This is a genomic window from Pseudomonas sp. WS 5071, assembly GCF_012985765.1.
GTDB classification, from domain to species: domain Bacteria; phylum Pseudomonadota; class Gammaproteobacteria; order Pseudomonadales; family Pseudomonadaceae; genus Aquipseudomonas; species Aquipseudomonas lundensis_A.
On sequence record NZ_JAAQWY010000020.1, the window covers coordinates 1 to 16,634 of the forward strand.

The window sequence follows — 16,634 nt, forward strand, 5'->3', positions numbered from 1 at the left end:
TGCGGCGTTCGTCGTCAGTCAGGCCTTCCGGGTTTTTCCAGAGGGCGATGTCGGCGGTCATGTTGACTTCTTGCGGCATCCAGTGGTTTGCGCAGCCGTCGAGGTACTTCTGCCAGGCCCAGTCGTACTTGAACGGCACGAGCTGGTTAAGGTCGGCGCGGCAGTTGATCATCATCTTTTCATCAACGGCGACACGGGCGCTGGCGCCTTCGAGTTCGGCCAGACCTTCAGCGATGTCGAGGTTGTCCAGGGCTGCCTTGGCACGCTTGATAGCCTCGGAGTCAGTGGCCGTGACAGCGCGAGCTTCTAGCGCCGCAACGCCGCCGGCGGTGTCCAGGCGGTCCATGTTGGCTTCGGTTGCGTGACCGGCATTGGCGCCTTTGACGGCGACTTCGCCTTCATCTTCTTTATCGAATTCGTCCCAGCTCAGCATGACGTGTCGTCTCCTGCGTGAGGGCCTGACGCCCGTGTGATAACGCTTAATAGTTGGGTTGTCACACGGCCATTGGCCGTTTGGATCTAAGGAATGTTGCTTGCAGCAGCGGTAAGCGCACGCAAAAACATGAATGTATTCGTAGGGTTGGCCCGCTGTCGCTGAGGGGATGCAGTGGTTTGTGCATCGCAGCCTGGCCTTGGGCCGGAGCAGCGTGGGTTTATAACCCGTGAAGGGGATATATCAAGCCCTTTTGACGGCGGCAGTATACGGGTTTTGTACAGGGTATTTCAGCCAGTTTTTTTTTGCGGATGCGACGAAATGCCCTGATTTTCAGGTGGACTTGGGCGAGGCTGCGGCTGGGCGAGGGTTTGACTGGGCGGATTTTTTTTGCGTGGGGCCTGGCGAGGAGCGCGCGAGGTGCGCAGAGGTGGGGAGGGGGCAGGCATTTCCCATTCGGGGGACTAAGCCCGGTTAAAACCGGGCGTTAAGTCACTCGCGGTATCAGCTCAAGCGATGACCATTGGTGCGGTCATAACCATCTTCGGCAAATGAAGCCGAGCGGGTGTTGTCGTAGCCGTCCTCGGCAAAGGAGGCCGAACGGGTGTTGTCGTAGCCGTCCTCGGCAAAGGAAGCCGAGCGGGTGTTGTCGTAGCCGTCTTCAGCGAAAGTTGCTGAATGAGTGCGGTCATAACCATCTGCTGCAAAGGCAGCACTTGCCAATACCGATAGACTAAAAGCCAATACCAGTGAGCGTTTCATTTACGCGTGTCCTGAGTTGTTACTGGCGGGTATTAACGCATCACCTGTAAACCTAGTGTGCTGTTAACGTTGCGCCCTGAATAAAGAAGTTGTCGTTTTAATTTAAAACAGCAAGTTAGCCGTTAGAGCAGCCATTACCCATAACGCGGTATTCCAGGGTGTGCTGCATGCCGTGGGAGTCTTCGTAAACCATCTGTGCCGGTACGACTTCGCAAACGTTGGGCACTTCAGTCATTGAGATAACTTTGGCAATGTCCAGTTCGGAAGAGTAGGAATAGTGTTCAACGGCAGGTTGCGGGTTGGAAACCGGGGTGTTTGATGTATCGGCCATGGCGGTTAAACACACACTGCTGAGGGCCAGAACTAACAACGCTTTCATTTCAGGGGTACCTGTTTTTGGTCGAGTGGGGTCACGTAGCCCTTATGAGGCCACGTGTGAAACTTAAAAAGTTAAGTGCGACTAAGCGTGCCTTCGTGGGGGCTGTAACGTGTGTTAATCGCGGTGCCTTGGTTGGCGAGAGGAATTTTATGCCTGCACCGGGCCTGCATATAGAGGGCGTTTTGATAAAGACTGTTGACAGATTCTGCAACAATCGCCGAAAACAGGGCGTCAAGGGCGCTTCGCGGCACGTCGTTTTGCAGGGTGAGAGGCTGTAAGTACCGAGCTTGAGCCTTCTGCCTATAAATGACGCTTTTCAGGCTGGTTTCTTACTACCAACGTCGAATGGAACTCACGCAGTGGCCCGGCTACAACAGGGTCATAAAACAACAACTACAAAAAAAATTGAGGTGTGGAACATGAGTGCAGCTTCCCTGTATCCCGTACGCCCCGAGGTCGCAGCCAACACGTTGACCGATGAGGCGACGTACAAGGCGATGTACCAGCAATCTGTCGTCAATCCGGATGGTTTCTGGCGCGAGCAGGCCAAGCGTCTCGACTGGATCAAGCCTTTTACTACGGTCAAGCAGACCTCTTTCGACGATCACCATGTCGATATCAAATGGTTTGCCGACGGCACCCTCAACGTGTCTTACAACTGCCTGGATCGACACCTTGCCGAGCGTGGCGATCAAGTGGCGATTATCTGGGAGGGCGATGACCCTTCCGAGCAACGCAACATTACCTACCGTGAATTGCACGAAGAAGTGTGCAAACTGGCGAACGCCTTGCGCGGTCAGGACGTGCACCGTGGCGACGTGGTCACGATTTACATGCCGATGGTGCCCGAGGCGGTCGTTGCCATGCTGGCTTGTACCCGCATCGGCGCGATTCACTCGGTTGTGTTTGGCGGCTTCTCACCTGAAGCGCTTGCCGGTCGTATCATCGACTGTAAATCCAAAGTGGTCATTACCGCCGACGAAGGTATTCGCGGCGGCAAGCGCACGGCCCTCAAGGCCAATGTCGACGAAGCGCTGACCAATCCTGACACCTCCAGTGTGCAAAAGATCATCGTGTTCAAGCGTACTGGCGGTGATATTGCCTGGTACAAACACCGTGACATCTGGTACCACGACCTGATGGCTGTCGCCTCGACGCACTGCGCGCCAAAAGAGATGGGTGCAGAAGAAGCGTTGTTCATCCTTTATACCTCCGGTTCCACTGGCAAACCCAAGGGCGTACAGCACACCACCGGTGGCTATCTGCTGTATGCGGCCCTGACCCATGAGCGTGTGTTCGATTACCGTCCGGGCGAGGTGTACTGGTGCACGGCCGACGTGGGCTGGGTCACCGGTCATACCTATATTGTCTACGGGCCGTTGGCCAACGGTGCCACCACGGTGCTGTTTGAAGGGGTACCGAATTACCCGGACATTACCCGCGTATCGAAAATCATCGACAAGCACAAGGTCAACATCCTCTACACCGCGCCGACAGCTATTCGCGCGATGATGGCCGAAGGTCAGGCAGCTGTTAAGGATGCAGACGGCTCCAGTCTGCGTTTGCTGGGCTCGGTGGGCGAGCCGATCAACCCGGAAGCCTGGAACTGGTACTACACGACTGTCGGCAAAGAGCGCTGCCCGATCGTTGACACTTGGTGGCAGACCGAAACCGGTGCCTGTCTGATGAGCCCGTTGCCGGGTGCGCATGCGCTCAAGCCGGGGTCGGCTGCCCGGCCATTCTTTGGTGTCGTGCCAGCGTTGGTGGATAACCTGGGCAACATCCTGGAAGGCGCTACCGAAGGCAACCTGGTGATCCTCGATTCATGGCCGGGTCAGTCGCGCACCCTGTACGGCGATCACGACCGCTTTGTGGACACCTACTTCAAGACGTTCCGTGGCATGTATTTCACCGGTGACGGAGCGCGCCGCGATGAAGACGGCTATTACTGGATCACCGGTCGCGTGGATGACGTACTCAACGTCTCAGGGCACCGCATGGGCACCGCGGAAATTGAAAGCGCGATGGTTGCGCACCCTAAAGTGGCCGAAGCGGCTGTTGTGGGCGTGCCCCACGACATCAAGGGGCAGGGCATTTATGTGTATGTCACGTTGAATGGCGGGGAAGAGCCGTCCGAAGCGTTGCGCCAGGAGTTGAAGAATTGGGTGCGCAAGGAGATCGGTCCTATCGCTTCGCCGGATGTCATTCAGTGGGCGCCGGGCCTGCCGAAAACCCGCTCGGGCAAAATCATGCGTCGCATTCTGCGTAAGATCGCCACGGGTGAGTACGACGGGCTGGGGGATATCTCGACGCTGGCAGATCCGGGCGTGGTGCAGCATTTGATTGAAACCCACAAAGGCATGAAGGTCGCGTAATACGTGGCCGCATCGTAAAAGCCCCGCCTGGCACAGTCAGGCGGGGCTTTTTGTTTTGTACAGGCGAGAAGCCTGTGTAAGGTGTTACCGCTGATGTAACCGGGCGCACGGAAACGGGGCTTTGCGAAACGAAGAGCACTGTTTTGGCGCAGCTTTTGCGGGCCAAATAAATTAGATGAAACGCTGCACTTGCCGGAATAGAAGGCTTTGCGAATAATAGGCCCGCTATTTGCAACTCATATAGGTTCTGCACCTTTTGCTCTTGCATGATTTTGGAGAGCTGTCAATGCCTGGAGTCGCCTTTCTCGGTGCATTTGTAATTAGTTGTCGCATTGAAGAAATAACGGCTTGAAGCCTGTCGTTAGAATGCCGATCACTCGCTCGTCGTTGTTGTGCTGACCTCAGCACAACGCCAGTAGGACGTGGCGCCGCATTCCCGGTTTAACCTCCGCATATTGGGCTCAGGCTCACTCTGCATTTTTTGCCCTTTACCGATGGAGTCCTAAGATGAAGAAACTCGTGCTTCTTGGCGCCCTGGCACTGTCTGTGCTGTCCCTGCAGGCTTTTGCTGATGAAAAACCTCTGAAAATTGGTATTGAAGCTGCTTACCCTCCGTTTGCCTCCAAGGCACCGGATGGCAGCATTGTCGGCTTTGACTACGACATCGGTAACGCCCTGTGCGAAGAGATGAAGGTCAAGTGCGTTTGGGTTGAGCAAGAGTTCGATGGGCTGATCCCTGCGCTGAAAGTGCGCAAGATCGACGCCATCCTGTCCTCGATGTCCATCACCGAAGATCGCCAAAAATCCGTTGACTTCACCCAGCGTTACTACCTCACTCCAGCACGCCTGGTGATGAAGGAAGGCACTGCCGTCAGCGACAGCCTGGATGAACTCAAAGGCAAGAAAATCGGTGTGCAACGTGGTTCGATCCACGACCGCTTTGCCAAGGAAGTGCTGGCGCCTAAAGGGGCCACTGTTGTTCCTTACGGTTCGCAGAACGAAATCTACCTGGACGTACAAGCCGGTCGCCTGGATGGCACCGTTGCCGACGCCACCCTGCTGCAAGACGGTTTCCTGAAAACCGACGCAGGTAAAGGTTACGCGTTCGTAGGCCCGCAATTTACCGACGTCAAATACTTTGGTGACGGCGTAGGCATCGCGGTACGCAAGGGCGATGCGTTGAAAGACAAGATCAACAAGGCCATCGCCGGTATCCGTGAAAACGGCAAGTACAAGCAGATCCAGGACAAATATTTCGACTTCGATATTTACGGCGCCGACGCGCAGTAAGTCATCGCAGCACCCTGTCCGAAATGGCGCAAGCAACAGGAATTCTGAAGTTTGCGCCATTTTTTCATCCAAATTTTGAGGACCTGAATCATGTTGAAAGGCTACGGGGCTGTCATCCTCGATGGCGCTTGGTTGACGCTTCAGCTCGCCTTGTCGTCCATGGCCCTGGCCATTGTTCTAGGTCTGATCGGTGTTTCTTTGCGCCTGTCGCCGGTGCGCTGGCTGGCCTGGTTGGGCGATTTGTATTCCACAGTCATTCGCGGCATTCCCGATCTGGTGCTGATCCTGCTGATTTTCTACGGTGGTCAGGACTTGCTGAACCGCGTCGCGCCCCTGCTGGGCTATGACGACTACATCGATTTGAACCCGTTGGCGGCCGGTATCGGCACCTTGGGTTTTATCTTTGGCGCGTATTTGTCCGAAACGTTTCGGGGTGCCTTCATGGCCATTCCCAAAGGACAGGCGGAAGCGGGGATGGCGTATGGGATGAGCGGTTTTCAAGTATTTTTCCGGGTGTTGGTGCCGCAGATGATTCGCCTCGCGATTCCGGGCTTTACCAACAACTGGCTGGTGTTAACCAAAGCCACGGCCCTGATCTCGGTGGTCGGGTTGCAAGACATGATGTTCAAGGCCAAGCAGGCGGCAGATGCCACGCGCGAACCTTTCACCTTCTTTCTGGCCGTCGCGGCGATGTACCTGGTGTTGACCAGCGTATCGCTGCTGGCGTTGCGACAACTTGAGAAGCGCTACTCGGTAGGCGTTAAGGCGGCTGATCTATGATCTTCGACTACAACGTCATTTGGGACAGCATGCCGCTGTACCTTAATGGCCTGCTGGAAACCCTCAAGTTACTGGGTATTTCACTGTTCTTCGGCTTGTTGGTGGCAGTGCCACTGGGGTTGATGCGCGTCTCCAAGCAGCCGCTGGTCAACTTTCCGGCCTGGCTCTACACCTATGTGATTCGCGGCACGCCGATGCTGGTGCAACTGTTCCTGATCTACTACGGGCTGGCTCAGTTCGAGACCGTTCGTGAGAGCTTTATGTGGCCGTTGCTGTCCAGTGCAACCTTCTGCGCCTGTTTGGCGTTTGCCATCAACACCAGCGCTTACACCGCCGAAATCATCGCCGGTAGTCTCAAGGCCACACCCCACGGCGAAATCGAAGCGGCCAAGGCGATGGGCATGTCGCGCGGCAAGATGTACCGCCGCATTCTGTTGCCGTCTGCCATGCGCCGGGCGCTGCCGCAGTACAGCAACGAAGTCATCATGATGTTGCAGACCACCAGTCTGGCGTCCATCGTCACCCTGATCGACATTACGGGCGCCGCGCGTACCGTGAATGCGCAGTACTATTTGCCGTTCGAGGCCTACATCACCGCCGGTGTTTTCTACTTGTGCCTGACGTTCATTCTGGTGCGCCTGTTCAAAATGGCCGAGCGCCGCTGGTTGGGCTACATGGCCCCGCGCAAGGCCTGACCCATGGAACGTATCGATCATCCATTGCCCTGGAGCAGCCTGGGCACCGAGCGTCATCTGTCGGTGTTTCGTTTTGGCGCGGGAGAGCGCAAGGCCTACATTCAGGCCAGCTTGCATGCGGACGAGTTGCCTGGCATGCGCTGCGCCTGGGAGCTGAAAAAGCGCTTGAGTGCACTGGAAGCTCAAGGGCTGTTGAACGGCGTGATCGAACTGGTACCCGTGGCCAATCCGCTCGGGCTCGGGCAATTGCTGCAAGGCAATCACCAGGGGCGTTTTGAGTGCGGCAGCGGCAAGAACTTCAACCGCGACTTTGTCGAGCTGAGTGCGCCGGTGGCTGCACGGCTTGAAGGGCGCCTCGGGGATGACCCGCGAGCGAATGTTCACCTGATCCGTCAGGCCATGCGCGACGTGTTAGCTGAATTGCCAGCTGCCACCACTCAGTTGCAAGGCATGCAGCGTGTGCTCCTGAATCATGCCTGCGATGCCGACGTGGTGCTCGACCTGCATTGCGATGCCGAAGCGGCCTTGCACATGTACGCCTTGCCCCAGCATTGGCCGCAGTGGCGCTCGCTGGCCGCGCACCTGAATGTGCGTGTTGGTTTGCTGGCTGAAGACTCGGGCGGTAGCTCTTTTGACGAGGCGTGTTCCTTGCCCTGGTTGCGTTTGCAGCGTCACTTTGGCGACGCGCAAATTCCGCTGGCCTGCATGGCCACCACTGTGGAGCTGGGCGGGCAGGCAGACACCGGTCGTGAGGAGGCGCAGCGCTATGCCGAAGGGATTCTGGCGTTTCTCGCCGAGCAGGGGCTGATCGGCGGGCAATGGCCGGCTGCGCAACATGAAGCGTGTGAAGGCATGCCTTTCGAGGGGACTGAGTTGTTGTTTGCACCGCACCCCGGTGTGGTGAGTTTTTTACGTCCGGCGGGCGCCTGGGTTGAAGTGGGCGAGCCGCTGTTCGAAGTGATTGATCCTTTATCCGACCGGGTGAGTACGGTATGCGCAGGTACGGCCGGTGTGCTGTTTGCCGTTGAGCGCCTGCGCTATGCGCAACCCGGTTTCTGGCTGGCCAAAGTGGCGGGGCGCGAGCCTCTGCGCCACGGGCGCTTGCTCAACGACTGACTGTTTCTGTGAGAACCGACAGCATGTACAAACTTGAAGTCCAAGACCTGCATAAACGCTACGGCAGTCACGAAGTGCTCAAAGGCGTTTCGCTGGCCGCCAAAGCAGGCGATGTGATCAGCATCATCGGTTCCAGCGGTTCCGGTAAAAGTACCTTTTTGCGTTGCATCAACCTGCTTGAGCAGCCGCACGCGGGCAAAATCTTGCTCAATGGCGAAGAACTGAAGTTGATCGCCAACAAGGACGGCGGCCTCAAAGCCGCGGATCCCAAGCAGCTGCAACGCATGCGTTCGCGCCTGTCGATGGTGTTTCAGCATTTCAACCTGTGGTCGCACATGACTGCGCTGGAAAACATCATGGAAGCGCCCGTGCATGTGCTGGGCATGTCCAAAATAGAGGCGCGGGAAAAAGCCGAGCATTACCTCAACAAGGTCGGTGTTTCTCATCGCAAGGATGCTTACCCGGGCCATATGTCCGGCGGTGAGCAGCAGCGTGTGGCGATTGCCCGGGCGCTGGCCATGGAGCCGGAAGTCATGTTGTTCGACGAACCGACGTCGGCCCTTGACCCCGAGCTGGTGGGTGATGTGTTGAAGGTTATGCAGGACCTCGCCCTTGAAGGCCGCACCATGGTGGTGGTAACGCACGAAATGGGCTTTGCCCGCGAAGTGTCGAACCAACTGGTGTTTCTGCACAAAGGGATCGTCGAAGAGCGCGGCGACCCGCGCGAAGTTCTGGTCAACCCGAAATGTGAACGTTTGCAGCAGTTTCTTTCAGGTAGCCTGAAGTAACTGCGATTTCAAGACTGCCGCTGTGCACCAAAATAGGTCATGCTCCGCACCGTGCGCGGCTGGCCTGGTTCAGTGTCTGGCGTATGTGGTTTCTCACTCTCGTTTTCGTTCCGGATAGCACGCTATGACCGCCCATCGAATTGGTTTCCTCATTTGGCCCAGCACCAAAGCCTTGACCCTGGCGCTGGCCGAAGAGGCGTTGCGTGTTGCCCAGCGCGTGCACCCGGAAGTCGTTTACGAGTTGCTGTTTCTACAAGCAGAACCCCCTGTAGAAGGCGAGTGGCGTTTGCCCGGTGAGCCGTGGGGCGGAAAGATTGAAGGCTGCCAGAAGCTGTTTTTGCTGGCCGATGAGCCGCCGCTTTCAGTGGCGCCGGCGCTGAGTACTGCCCTTAAGCAAGTGGTGCGGGCCGGGTGCGTGATTGGCGGGTTGTCGGCGGGTGTTTATCCGCTGGCGCAGTTGGGGTTGCTGGACGGCTATCGCGCAGCCGTTCACTGGCGTTGGCAGGATGATTTTGCCGAGCGCTTCCCCAAGGTGATTGCCACCAGTCACCTGTTTGACTGGGACCGCGACCGCCTAAGTGCCTGCGGCGGGATGTCGGTGCTGGATCTGTTGCTTGCTGTGCTGGCCCGCGACCACGGTGCCGAGCTGGCGGGGGCTGTGTCCGAAGAACTGGTGGTGGAACGCATCCGTGAAGGCGGCGAACGCCAGCGCATTCCGTTGCAGAACCGTCTGGGTTCCAGTCACCCCAAGCTGACGCAAGCGGTGTTACTGATGGAAGCCAATATTGAAGAACCCTTGACCACCGACGAAATCGCTCAGCATGTGTGCGTGTCCCGTCGGCAGTTGGAGCGGATCTTCAAGCAATACCTCAATCGCGTCCCAAGCCAGTACTACCTTGAGTTGCGCCTGAACAAGGCCCGGCAAATGCTGATGCAGACCAGCAAGTCGATCATCCAGATCGGTTTGTCGTGCGGCTTTTCGTCCGGGCCGCACTTCTCTAGCGCCTACCGCAATTTCTTTGGCGCCACACCGCGTGAAGATCGCAATCAACGCCGCAGCAGCAGCCCGTTTGAGTTGTCCTCTGCGCCCGCCGAGCGTGGTTGAGGGTCACTCTTCGATATCCGGCGCCTCCTCCGGGACGTCAACGTCCAGCTCGATGTTCATGTCCAGGCCTGTTTGAGCGAAATAGTCGCGAACGCGATTCAGGCTGGTCACTGACAGCGGATTGCCTTGCAGGTCGAGGCCTTGGGTGATGGAGGCGGGGGCCTCAAACAGCGCTTCGGGCAACTCAATAATCAGGTTTTCACTCAAATCAATCACCTCCAGCCCCGGCAGGTCCAGCACGGAAAGCGGGAACTCCGTCAGTTCGGTGTTGCTCAAGTGCAGGGTGTTCAAATTTGTCATGCTGCTGAAGTCGGGCGTGACATTGAGCGGGTTGTCATCCAGGTCGATGTACTCCAGACGCTCCATTCCCGCCAGCCTTTGGGCTGTCTCAGGGGTCAAGGTGATTGCGCTGCTTTCGAGGTGGATATCGGTGAGGTTGGGCATCGAAAAAATCGACTCGGGCAGCACGTCCAGCTCAAACCCTTGGAGTTGCAATACACGCACTCGCGGGAAGCGCTGAAGAAACTCATCCACCCCGGTCACAGGCCCGAAGCCTCGCAAGGAAAGAAACGTCACATGGCTGAAATCAGCGTTGACTGGCGGCATGCTGTCGACTATTAACCGTGTGAATGTCAGTTCAAAGCCATCACGTTCAGGGTCGGCATAGTGGTTGTCGAACGCTGTTTGATGGCGCCAGCAACGCTCCAGTTCACGGCTGAATGCGCGGCGGTCCTGAACATTGGCCACGCGCTGGCTCGGTGGGAGTAACTCCCCTGTACGCTGATTCACCGCAGGTGCGTCAAGGGTCCAGGCTTCGAGGTCATCACGTAAGCCCTGCAACGCTTGCCCCAGATCGGTCAGTGCCTGATGGGCCTGAACCCGGTCTGTGGGCAGGCCCCGGATGATCCGTGCCCGCTCCCTGATATTCAGGCTGGGGTACAGCTCATACACCCGCTGGTCGAGCGGGTCGGGTGCGGAACCGGGGGCATCGGCGCCCAACAGGGGGTAGTCGCGGGCGGTTTGTGGCAGATTCGCGAGAGGGTCTATATCCAGCACGGTGCGGGCGGGTTCAATCTGTGCGCTGACCCTGTGACGTGGCAGGAGGGGATGGTGGCGAACGGCACGTTTCAAATCACTCCCCTGACCGACATGCGGGAAGCCCAATTGATTGCGTTCGGCATCCGGCAACGCATGCAGCACCGCGGCATAGAGGTCGTCGGGGCCATGTAATTCCCGGTCTTCAGCATCCCGGGCGCTGTAGCGGTTTTCAGATTTGATCAATACCTTGCGTACAGCGGCCTGCTCATCCCCGAGGCTGTTAAGCAGAAGGCCGTCAAAGTGGTCCTGGCGAACCTCCAGGCGCAGCGCTTTTGACCAGCCGGGGAGGGATTCGATCGTGTTCAATATCAGCCATTCGGTCTGCGGGCTGGACGTGGAATCGAGGAATAACCCTTCGTAGGTGCGATTGACGCGTGATTCATGCAGGAGCTGCAAGGCCTGGGTATGCAAGCGGGGCGCCAGGGTGCGTTGATTGAGCAGTTGCAGCAGTTCGTCACCCCGGGCATTCCAGATCAATGCCTGAGCCGCCGCTGTCGGCAGCTCGGGACAGGCCGCCTGCAACACGCGTATTTCGTCATTAGTGGCCGGTGACGCTGACGCATAGTGGGACTTGAATAACTCGACACGCTGGCGGCGAGCCTGTTCGGCCAAAAGGGTGCGCAACCGACTGATTTGAAGAGGCGTATCCGGCAGCGGATCACCAAACGCGGGGTCGATGGCCAGTAACGTTTTGGCATCTGGCTCATCCAGAGCCTGCAACACGTCCTCCAATAAATGGCCCTCACGCACCCGGCTGTGACGGACCTGCAGGCGCTCTGATGAACCGGAGGCCGGCGGGTAATCGGCCATCACTTCGCCGCTTTCACTGACGACCCTTAACCCTTTGGGCACATTCCACAGGTCGCGGTGGGTTAACAGCTGCAGTTGTGTCTGAGTGTGTGTCTGTTGCTGTACCAGCGGGTCCAGGCTTTCCATGTCGTCGATAAAGCCTTGGATTTCGCCCTCGATCACGAAGCGTGAAATGCTGTCAGCCAGTAAGGGGGGGGTGGGCAGAGCGTCCACATGAAGGCGGCGCAGCAGATCGGGCCCGGTGTCGGTGAGGGCCAGCAGGCGTGAGGCTTGGTCCGCCGGTAGCCTGGCGGCGGTCGGGCTCAGGCGTTGAAATAATTTCACGTCATCCCAGTACAGCGGCTGCTCGGTTTCTGCCGACCATGCGCCCGTACCGTTGTGCCGCAAGCGGGGCGAGTACGCCCGTGTGCGGGAGGGGTGTTTGATGCGCAAGCGCTGGGTGCGGGCTTCTTGTTCCACACGATAGGTGCGATCGTCCAGGGTTAAAAACTGGGCTTCTTCGTGCAGCTGCAAGCCGCTGTCGTTAACCGGCACATGCTCGGGTAACGGTGCGGTGTGGGCGTAGGGGGCGAGGTCCGGTTCCCACAGACGGCTTTCACCAGTGGGCAGGGTGACGGGTTTTAAGCGCGCAATAAACGGAGTGAGCGCGTCACCGGCAATTTTGCCGCCAATCGCCAATGCGCCTGCCTGGGTCAGGCTTGAAACCACATTAAACAGATGATCCCACGCTTCCAGGGTTTTGCCTTCGGTCCAGTCTTTGATGCCCTCATACGTGTCATCCAGAATTTGATAGGCCATTTGCAAGAGCATCAACTCCCCGAGACCCGGCACGAAAATGGCACCGACCATTTCGAGTGCATTGAGTGCCCATTCCCCGACTTTCTTCAGGCGCGCCTGCCGGTCATGGCGCGTTTTCTGGTCTTCGGCGTCGGTGCTGACCGCAATCAGGGGCGCGTCGGCCAGCAGTTTGCGGCGCTTCTCCTCAAACAGGTACTCGTCGAAATCCTGAGGGATGTCGCTCAGGGTGTACTCCAGTACGGGGTGTTCAATCACGCGGGTGCGAATGTCGAGGGGGTAATCCTCGGGCCAGCCTTGTCCCTCGGGAAGGGAAGGCGGGTCTGCGGTGATGTGAAACAGAGCGCGTTTTAAATCAGCGAAAAATTCGCCCACATGCTGGTGGTCGATGAAGCGGCAGAAGTACTGCTGGTACAGGGGGGCGCGTAATTGAAGTGCGAGCTGGGCAACGAAGTCAGCCATTGAGGCGTAGCGTTTGAGCGGGTTCAGTGGATCATCCGGCACGTAAGCAATGATTTCGCTGTTGGCCGGCGGCAAAACCCGATGAGCACTGAAAATCAGGACCCCGGTCAAGGTTTTGCCCAGTAAGGTCATGCTGTGCGGGTACAGCGGGGCCGGGCCGGCACGGGTCCAGCCCCGGACTTCGCCCAGGTCGTTGAGGGACGCCTGCTGGCTGGGGGTAATCTGGCCGTGCGCCTCTGCACGATGGGCGCAGGCTGCCAGCGCGTTTTTTGCGTAGTCGCGTACAGCGGTTTTGAGCGCGAGCGCTTTGCGGCGATCCGTCAGGCCGAGCGCGTTGTCCAGATGCGCTTTGTACTGTCGGCCAATGTCCAGTTGGCGGCACAGTTGGATGAAACCTGGCACGGGCAGTTGCCGGGTTAACCCATGCAGCACGTGAAATTGCCCGCTGGGTGTCGGTTTTGAAATGAAGCCCGAGTCCCCAGTATGTGCACCCGGCTCGCCCTCAAACGCTTCAAAATTATGCAGGGCAGCCCCCAGCATGGACGTGCGCCAGTTTTTGACGGCGCCGGTCGGGATGTTCAAGAGGGGCGTGGTCAGCGGGATATACAGGTTGATGAAGGTGGCCTTGAGGTCCAGTGCGGGGTCAATGGCGTACTGGCGTATTAGTGCCTCTCGCAGCAAAGAAGTGGCGAATGCCTCAATGTCCGTGAGCGTGTCGAGGTGTTGGCGAGTGGCGTGATGGGATTTCCAGTGCGCAACGTGGGCTTGGTTAAGGGCTGTTCGTTGTGCGTGAGGTAACTCGGGCGGCCAATGCGCGGGCGCGGGCTTGATCTGCCTGAGTGTTTGGCGCGCTGCCTCGGGGGCCTGCACCAGCCAGTCAGGCAGCGTACGTTCAATCAGTCGCTGGTGAGCCAGTACAGGCGCTGCGGTGGGGGTTGGAGGGGGGGAAGCGGCATTGATGGCATCAGGCATTGATTCACTCATTGATCAGCGGGTAAGAGCCCTAAAGATCGGCCCCGGTGTCACTGATAAAAAGCGCAAATACCTGCTTAAAGCCGCACCCAACAGATCGCAACTATGCAATCAAGGGATAAAAAAATAGCCCCAGGTGCGCCGTGAAGGGGTTGGGGCTGAGTGCCCGTGTCCAAGCCTCTGCAAATCAACCTGACGTGGCGCTGCCGTTAAGCGTGCTCAGCGTTTAAACTGCGCCTTTGTGACGCAATATGTCGCATTGCCGAAAGCCTGAGAAAATCGTGGTTGAGCGCTATAAGAAGTTGTCGCTTGGCGGCAAGGCGTGATGCCCACGTGTCCTTACAATCCTCCCATCGCTCGCCAGTTTAGGCAGGCGTTCCTCTTCAGGAGACTCCGATGTCCGTTGAGCAAGCCCCGGTGCAACGCGCCGATTTCGATCAGGTCATGGTGCCTAACTACGCACCTGCCGCCTTCATTCCTGTGCGCGGTGCGGGTTCCCGAGTATGGGATCAGTCGGGTCGCGAGCTGATTGACTTCGCGGGCGGCATTGCCGTTAACGTATTGGGCCATGCGCATCCGGCACTGGTCGGGGCGTTGACTGAGCAGGCCAACAACCTGTGGCATGTGTCCAATGTGTTCACCAACGAGCCGGCACTGCGCCTGGCCAAAAAACTGGTGGATTCGACCTTTGCCGAGCGCGTGTTCTTCTGCAACTCGGGCGCTGAAGCCAACGAAGCAGCTTTCAAGCTCGCACGTCGTGTGGCCCACGACCGCTTTGGTCCTGAAAAATACGAAATCATTGCCGCGCTCAACAGCTTCCACGGGCGCACCCTGTTCACTGTTAACGTGGGCGGGCAGTCGAAGTATTCCGATGGCTTCGGGCCAAAAATCACCGGCATCACCCATGTGCCGTTCAACGATCTGGACGCGCTCAAAGCGGCCATTTCCGACAAGACCTGCGCCGTTGTGCTGGAACCGGTACAGGGCGAGGGCGGTGTGCTGCCTGCCGAGCAGGCTTACCTGCAAGGCGCGCGTGACCTGTGCAATCAACACAACGCGCTGCTGGTGTTTGATGAAGTGCAAACCGGCATGGGCCGTACGGGCGAGCTGTTTGCCTACATGCACTATGGCGTGACCCCGGACATCCTCACCAGCGCTAAAAGCCTGGGCGGCGGTTTCCCGATTGCAGCGATGTTGACCACTGAAGCGCTGGCCAAGCACCTGGTTGTCGGCACCCACGGCACCACATACGGCGGTAACCCGCTGGCGTGCGCGGTGGGCAATGCTGTAATCGATGTGATCAACACGCCTGACGTGCTGGACGGCGTGAAAGCCAAACACGACCAGTTCAAGACCCGTCTTGAAGCGATCGGTCAGCAGTACGGCCTGTTCACGCACGTGCGTGGCCTGGGCCTGTTGATCGGCTGCGTATTGAGCGATGCCTGGAAAGGCAAGGCCAAGGACATCTTCAATGCCGCCGAAAAGGAAGGCCTGATGATCCTGCAAGCTGGCCCGGACGTGGTGCGTTTTGCCCCGAGCCTGGTGGTCGACGAGGCCGACATCAAAGACGGTCTGGACCGCTTTGAACGCGCAGTGCAGAAGCTGACCCAAGCCTGATCGGCACCCCTGACGGGAGCGTGCATGCTTCCCGTCAGGGTTTCTTCGTTTCTTTCTATTTCAAGAATTAAGGAGTGACACCATGCTGGTGATGCGCCCTGCGCAAATGGCTGACCTGGGCGAGGTACAGCGTCTGGCTGCGGACAGCCCGATTGGTGTCACTTCATTGCCGGACGATGTGGAACGCCTGCGCGACAAGATCGCCGCGTCCGAGGCATCGTTCGCCGCCGAGGTGAGTTTCAATGGCGAAGAAAGTTATTTCTTTGTCCTCGAAGACACCGCGACCGGCACGCTGGTGGGCTGTTCGGCCATCGTGGCATCGGCCGGTTACTCGGAGCCGTTCTACAGCTTCCGTAACGAGACCTTCGTCCACGCCTCCCGCGAGCTGAAGATTCACAACAAGATTCATGTGCTGTCGCAGTGCCACGACCTTACCGGTAACAGCCTGCTGACCAGTTTTTACGTGGTCCCGGAGCTGGTGGGTTCGGCTTTTTCCGAACTCAATTCCCGTGGCCGCCTGCTGTTCGTTGCCAACCATCCCGAGCGGTTTGCCGACTCGGTTGTGACGGAAATCGTCGGCTACAGCGACGAAAACGGTGACTCGCCGTTCTGGGATGCTATCGGCCGCAACTTCTTTGACCTCAACTACGCTGCCGCCGAGCGCTTGTGCGGGCTGAAGAGCCGTACCTTCCTCGCCGAGCTGATGCCGCATTACCCGATCTACGTACCGCTGTTGCCTGACACCGCGCAAGAAGCCATGGGGCAAGTGCATCCACGGGCACAGATCACCTTCGACATCCTGATGCGCGAAGGCTTTGAAACCGATCATTACATCGACATTTTCGACGGCGGCCCGACCCTGCATGCGCGGGTGTCCGGTATTCGTTCGATTGCGCAAAGCCGCGTGGTGCCGGTGAAAATCGGTGAATTGTGCAAAGGCGGTGGCCGCCAATACCTGGTGGCCAATGCGCAGCTCCAGGACTACCGCGCGGTGCTGATGGAGCTCGATTGGGCGCCGGGCAAGCCGGTCACGCTGGACCTGGAAGCGGCCGAAGCCCTGGGCGTTGGCGAAGGTGCCAGCGTGCGAGTGGTTGCGGTTTAACGCCTTTGAGCGAGTTTCGCGGGGTTCGTCAGCGAGCCCTGCATGAGGAGATAGC

Annotated in this window: 13 protein-coding genes; 9 read left to right on the forward strand and 4 right to left on the reverse strand. The window is 58.2% G+C overall.

Going from position 1 to position 16,634, the window contains the following annotated elements; all coding sequences use genetic code 11:
• The 3 genes from HBN61_RS13470 to HBN61_RS13480 all read right to left on the reverse strand — a co-directional run.
• Positions 1-433: ribonucleotide-diphosphate reductase subunit beta (locus tag HBN61_RS13470; RefSeq protein WP_170046965.1), on the reverse strand; the 433-nt coding region annotated here is incomplete at its 3' end.
• Positions 434-937: 504 nt separating this feature from the next.
• The gene (locus HBN61_RS13475) at positions 938-1,195 is read right to left on the reverse strand and encodes a heme utilization protein (protein WP_170046966.1); all 258 of its coding nucleotides are present in this window, start codon (positions 1,193-1,195) and stop codon (positions 938-940) included.
• A gap of 115 nt (positions 1,196-1,310) precedes the next feature.
• The gene (locus tag HBN61_RS13480; RefSeq protein WP_094993798.1) at positions 1,311-1,574 is read right to left on the reverse strand and encodes a DUF2790 domain-containing protein; all 264 of its coding nucleotides are present in this window, start codon (positions 1,572-1,574) and stop codon (positions 1,311-1,313) included.
• A 419-nt stretch (positions 1,575-1,993) separates the two neighbouring features.
• Here HBN61_RS13480 and acs point away from each other — a divergent pair, with 419 nt between their 5' ends.
• The 7 genes from acs (at position 1,994) to argR (ending at position 9,723) form a co-directional block, all read left to right on the forward strand.
• Positions 1,994-3,949: an acetate--CoA ligase gene (acs, locus tag HBN61_RS13485; protein ID WP_094993800.1), complete on the forward strand. Its 1,956-nt coding sequence runs from the start codon at positions 1,994-1,996 to the stop codon at positions 3,947-3,949.
• A 507-nt stretch (positions 3,950-4,456) separates the two neighbouring features.
• Positions 4,457-5,239: an L-arginine-binding protein AotJ gene (gene aotJ, locus HBN61_RS13490; RefSeq protein ID WP_170046967.1), complete on the forward strand. Its 783-nt coding sequence runs from the start codon at positions 4,457-4,459 to the stop codon at positions 5,237-5,239.
• Between the two features lie 90 nt (positions 5,240-5,329).
• Entirely contained in the window at positions 5,330-6,019 is a 690-nt protein-coding gene (locus HBN61_RS13495; protein WP_094993802.1) for an ABC transporter permease, read from the forward strand.
• The gene (locus tag HBN61_RS13500; RefSeq protein WP_094993803.1) at positions 6,016-6,714 is read left to right on the forward strand and encodes an ABC transporter permease; all 699 of its coding nucleotides are present in this window, start codon (positions 6,016-6,018) and stop codon (positions 6,712-6,714) included. Before HBN61_RS13495 ends, HBN61_RS13500 begins: the two co-directional genes overlap by 4 nt.
• A 3-nt stretch (positions 6,715-6,717) precedes the next feature.
• Complete coding sequence (locus tag HBN61_RS13505; RefSeq protein ID WP_170046968.1) at positions 6,718-7,830, forward strand: succinylglutamate desuccinylase/aspartoacylase family protein; 1,113 nt, start codon at positions 6,718-6,720, stop codon at positions 7,828-7,830.
• 23 nt (positions 7,831-7,853) lie between these two features.
• Positions 7,854-8,618 carry an ABC transporter ATP-binding protein gene (locus HBN61_RS13510; RefSeq protein WP_094993805.1) on the forward strand — a complete coding sequence of 255 codons (765 nt, stop codon included), beginning with the start codon at positions 7,854-7,856 and terminating at the stop codon, positions 8,616-8,618.
• A gap of 124 nt (positions 8,619-8,742) precedes the next feature.
• Complete coding sequence (argR, locus tag HBN61_RS13515; RefSeq protein ID WP_094993806.1) at positions 8,743-9,723, forward strand: transcriptional regulator ArgR; 981 nt, start codon at positions 8,743-8,745, stop codon at positions 9,721-9,723.
• Positions 9,724-9,726: 3 nt separating this feature from the next.
• On the opposite strand, the gene HBN61_RS22660 is transcribed toward argR, so the two are convergent.
• Entirely contained in the window at positions 9,727-13,860 is a 4,134-nt protein-coding gene (locus HBN61_RS22660) for a leucine-rich repeat domain-containing protein (RefSeq protein WP_170046969.1), read from the reverse strand.
• Positions 13,861-14,256: 396 nt separating this feature from the next.
• Here HBN61_RS22660 and HBN61_RS13525 point away from each other — a divergent pair, with 396 nt between their 5' ends.
• The gene (locus HBN61_RS13525; RefSeq protein WP_094993808.1) at positions 14,257-15,477 is read left to right on the forward strand and encodes an aspartate aminotransferase family protein; all 1,221 of its coding nucleotides are present in this window, start codon (positions 14,257-14,259) and stop codon (positions 15,475-15,477) included.
• Positions 15,478-15,559: 82 nt separating this feature from the next.
• Positions 15,560-16,579: an arginine/ornithine succinyltransferase subunit alpha gene (aruF, locus tag HBN61_RS13530; protein ID WP_094993809.1), complete on the forward strand. Its 1,020-nt coding sequence runs from the start codon at positions 15,560-15,562 to the stop codon at positions 16,577-16,579.
• Positions 16,580-16,634: the final 55 nt, after the last annotated feature.